The 3,639-nt window shown below is 38.4% G+C and carries 4 protein-coding genes; 1 reads left to right on the top strand and 3 read right to left on the bottom strand.

What is annotated here, in order from left to right:
• Window positions 1–277: 277 nt before the first annotated feature.
• Window positions 278–946, bottom strand: a complete 669-nt coding sequence (locus P9B04_RS17090; protein ID WP_342056184.1) for a Fe2+-dependent dioxygenase — start codon at window positions 944–946, stop codon at window positions 278–280.
• A gap of 152 nt (window positions 947–1,098) precedes the next feature.
• On the opposite strand from P9B04_RS17090, the gene P9B04_RS17085 reads away from it, so the two are divergent.
• Window positions 1,099–1,299, top strand: coding sequence for a hypothetical protein (locus P9B04_RS17085; protein ID WP_342056183.1), 201 nt, complete (start codon window positions 1,099–1,101; stop codon window positions 1,297–1,299).
• Window positions 1,300–1,400: 101 nt separating this feature from the next.
• On the opposite strand, the gene P9B04_RS17080 is transcribed toward P9B04_RS17085, so the two are convergent.
• Both P9B04_RS17080 and P9B04_RS17075 read right to left on the bottom strand, forming a co-directional pair.
• Window positions 1,401–1,637 carry a hypothetical protein gene (locus tag P9B04_RS17080; protein ID WP_342056182.1) on the bottom strand — a complete coding sequence of 79 codons (237 nt, stop codon included), beginning with the start codon at window positions 1,635–1,637 and terminating at the stop codon, window positions 1,401–1,403.
• Window positions 1,638–2,000: 363 nt separating this feature from the next.
• Window positions 2,001–3,503: a TM0106 family RecB-like putative nuclease gene (locus P9B04_RS17075; protein ID WP_342056181.1), complete on the bottom strand. Its 1,503-nt coding sequence runs from the start codon at window positions 3,501–3,503 to the stop codon at window positions 2,001–2,003.
• Window positions 3,504–3,639: the final 136 nt, after the last annotated feature.

The following is a 3,639-nucleotide window of genomic DNA, read 5'->3' as shown; positions in this document are numbered from 1 at the left end:
CTTTGTCCCCTAACTTTCGGCGAGTCCCCCCAGACTTTTTGAGAAGCTTCTACTTTTATTCTTTGGCATAAGTTGACTGGAGAATTAAGAAGGCGATGGGGTAATAAACTGCCCACCCACCTCGAATTGAATGCGAGGTGGAAAACTGATAAAAGAAATATCTCATGAAGAATGAGTCCGCACTCCTGTGCGATAGAGTCGGAACAGAGTGAGGAACTCCTGACTACTGACTCCTTACCCCGAAAGAGCGATGAATCATTTCTAATTGCTATAGTTGTTATTCAGCCCACTGACGTAACAGATTAGCATGGGTTTTTGCTAATAAATCGAATTCTACAGATTTACCATTTTTAGCAAACAGAGAACGGCGCACCGTGTCGATATCAAATAAAATTTCTCTTTTGCTAGTATCTCGGATTAAACTCTGAATCCATCCCACAACCACCAATCTTGTTCCCGTTTTAACCGTCTCCACTCGATGCAAAAAAGTTGAAGGATACAAAATAATCGATCCTGCATTGAGTTTGTAACAAAGTTTTCCCTCTGGTTTTTCGATCACTAACTCTCCCCCTTCGTAACTTTCAGGCGCACTCAAAAATAGGGTAAAAGAAACATCAGAGCGAAAAAACTGCTTACCCCCCATCAAGGCATTATCTGTATGGCTTCCATAGTTCATTTGCTGTTCATAGCGACTAAAGCGTAGGGAATGAATGTGTTTAGGGTGAATAGCTAGTTTAAACAATAAGTTACGCTGTAGAGCGTTAATAACTAAATCTTGTAAGGTTTTAATCTCAGGAAAAGTTGTTTCTAGTTGGCTATTGTGTTTAACTAGCTTAGCGTGCCATCCTGCAGTGGTTTGACCATCAACAAACTTGCCTTTAGATAGAGTTTCGGTGAGTTGGGTTAATTCTTCAGGAGTGATAACATTGTCAATGGTCAAAATCATTTTTGCGGTTGAGTTGTCTGAGTATCGGCTAAATTTTCCCCTATTATCTCAACTTTTGACTTATCCATAAGATAAATTTATTGGCAATTTTTTGTAGTCTTCTTTAAAATGGAATCTCTAAAGTTAAGATTTGATTAATGGAGGAAACTATCATGAATTCTAAAGCTGTTCAACTGCTTCTTAGCCTCGGTTTAGTTACTGCCTTGGGTGCTTGTGGCGGTGGTGGTACTGATACAACAACCCCCACTGACTCTGCTCCTGCTGGAGAAACTACCGAAGAAACTACCGAAGCTGAACCCAAGGATGCCGAAGGTGGCGAAGGTGGCGAAGGTGGTGAAGGCGGCGAAAGCTAATTATTATTACCCTAAAAACCTTAGCTAATCAAAAGCTGTTGGTTGATTTCTAAAAAATATCAGATACACCAACAGCTTTTTAAATATGAGATCAAAAGAAATTATTTAGTATCTATTTTTACTTGAATTGTGCGAAGAATAGGCGTTCTAAATTTTAACAAAAGAATTAAACTTAGGATGTGAATTATCCAATGGGAAATAACTAATCCCCAGATAACACAAGCTAAAGCACTGGCAAAAGCTAAAACCCCAAAAATATCATTTTCTGTTCGTTGATACCAGACAAAACTGCCTATTGAAGTAATTAGAAATAAGAGTGGGAAAATCGGGAGCATCATAGCAATTACCTTTAAGTTTTTGGTTAGGTCTAGGTTTTTGAGAAACGATTTCTAACCTAAATTCGATATAGGGGAATTTATAGACTACTTGTCAAAATCAGAACCATCAAACACTGATTATCTCTTAAAAAAAGTCCAAGTCCTAATGCAGAATTTCAGTTTCTTTGGTTTCATTTCCCCAATGTGCGTGTTATTTATTAGGATAACATTACCTTTTTTAAAAAGGATATTCTATGAACTGTATATAGGCAATGTTGTAAAAAATCTTTGCATAACTTTAAATTTAAGCCAACTAACCGCCGACATTAAAGGTCTGTGGATGAATAAATGTTGAGAAGTCAATCAGATTTTAGGAATTTATAACTACGATGAGAACTCAATTTTAGAGAAGAACTCCACTAACCAATTTTTGAGATGAAGAGTAGCCAAACAATCATCCTCGTTATAACGTAAAATAGAGCTAAGAAAACTGCGATCCCCAGTAGATAACCATTGGTCATACCAGCAAACGCATTGATCCCCACTGATACCAGCGTCGCGCCAATGAAATCCTAGCCAGTTAGCTAAGGACTTGAGAGAGTAGCTTTCTACAGGGAAAATTACAGAAGTAATTACACAGCGATGAAGATCTACAAAACGGGATAATAAGTGTTCAATTTCAAAGCGAGGTGTTTGGTATAAGTTTCCTAACCGTTTAATAGTATCTTTTTCATAATCAGAAAAATGAAAAATAGGAGCCTGATCGTAAGTATGAACCAATTCAAGAAATTGCTGCCAAATCACTCCCTCTTCTTGAGGGGTTTCTGCTAACAAAGGATAAAAGGTTTGGGTTTGATTGACTCGGTTAACCACCACAACCCCCAACAAATAATCTAGATTACGTTCTGGTTCCGCTTCGATGTCAAAATACAATTCGATGGTTTGGTTGACAAGAATTTCCCCTGAATTATACTCATGTTGAGGCCTGGGAATAGGTTGATTATGGACGATAGAGCGAGCTTGTAGTTGTAATTTGTTGCCTAACTCTGTACCAATAAGTTCTTCAAGAGAATCCGAGTTGGCTGTAGCTAAAGATTCCGTAGTCATAACCCCTAGCTCTTGTAAAGACTTATAGCGATTAGGGGTTACTCCAGGAACCAAAGAAAGGTGTTGCTGAGATTTAGCGATCGCATAACAATGACCGTACCAAGGACACAGACTACACCGTTGTCGAGAAATAAACACTTCTGGTTCTCCTCGTGTCTCCAAAACTGCTACACATTCGTCCAAAATAAACTCTAACTTGGGTAACCATTCCCCAATATCCACCCAAGACTGTTTCAGGGGACGAACAATCAATTCTGGGTTTGGGGGGGGAGTTTCTTGAATAATCCCTAATAACTGAGCATAAAAAGTAGCCATCAACCTATACTCTGGTTTTGCTTTACGACCGAGATGGATGCTGACAGGATAATAAGACCAGTTGCCAAACTTAGATAGACCTGGTTGTTTAATCAATAAATGAGGTTTTCCGAGATAATCGTAACCAGAAGGCAGTGTCATCTCAGGGTTTTCTGAGCAATCCCAGGATGTTAAAGTATGAGCATCGACCCATAATTGTCCTTGATAAATGCAATCAACCCCTTGTTGCATCAAAACTTCGGTAGCTTTTGCCCTTTCTTTTGAGCTAGTTTGTAAGATCGAAACTTTTTCATAGTAGGGATAATAAGTGTCTAAGACCGAGGCAATATGACGTTGACTTTCTTGTCTTAGTTTATTTAAAAAATCTCGTTTTGGCTCTTGTTTCGTTAAATCACCATGAATATTGAGAAAAGCACGTCGCGAACATCGTTTATAATCCAGTAGTAAAGTGTCAGTAATTAACATTATTATCAAAAAGTTGCTCCTATTATTATCCCCTCATTAGTTATCAGTTTCCCAATTTTCCTGTTTCCCTAACCTACCTAAACTCACATCTTGCACCTTCGATAAAACCGGCTAGTTTGTAAGCGTTCAGCTATCA

This window comes from Crocosphaera sp. Alani8 (assembly GCF_038442745.1).
Taxonomy (GTDB): Bacteria; Cyanobacteriota; Cyanobacteriia; order Cyanobacteriales; family Microcystaceae; genus Crocosphaera.
This window is presented reverse-complemented; position numbering and strand designations above follow the sequence as displayed.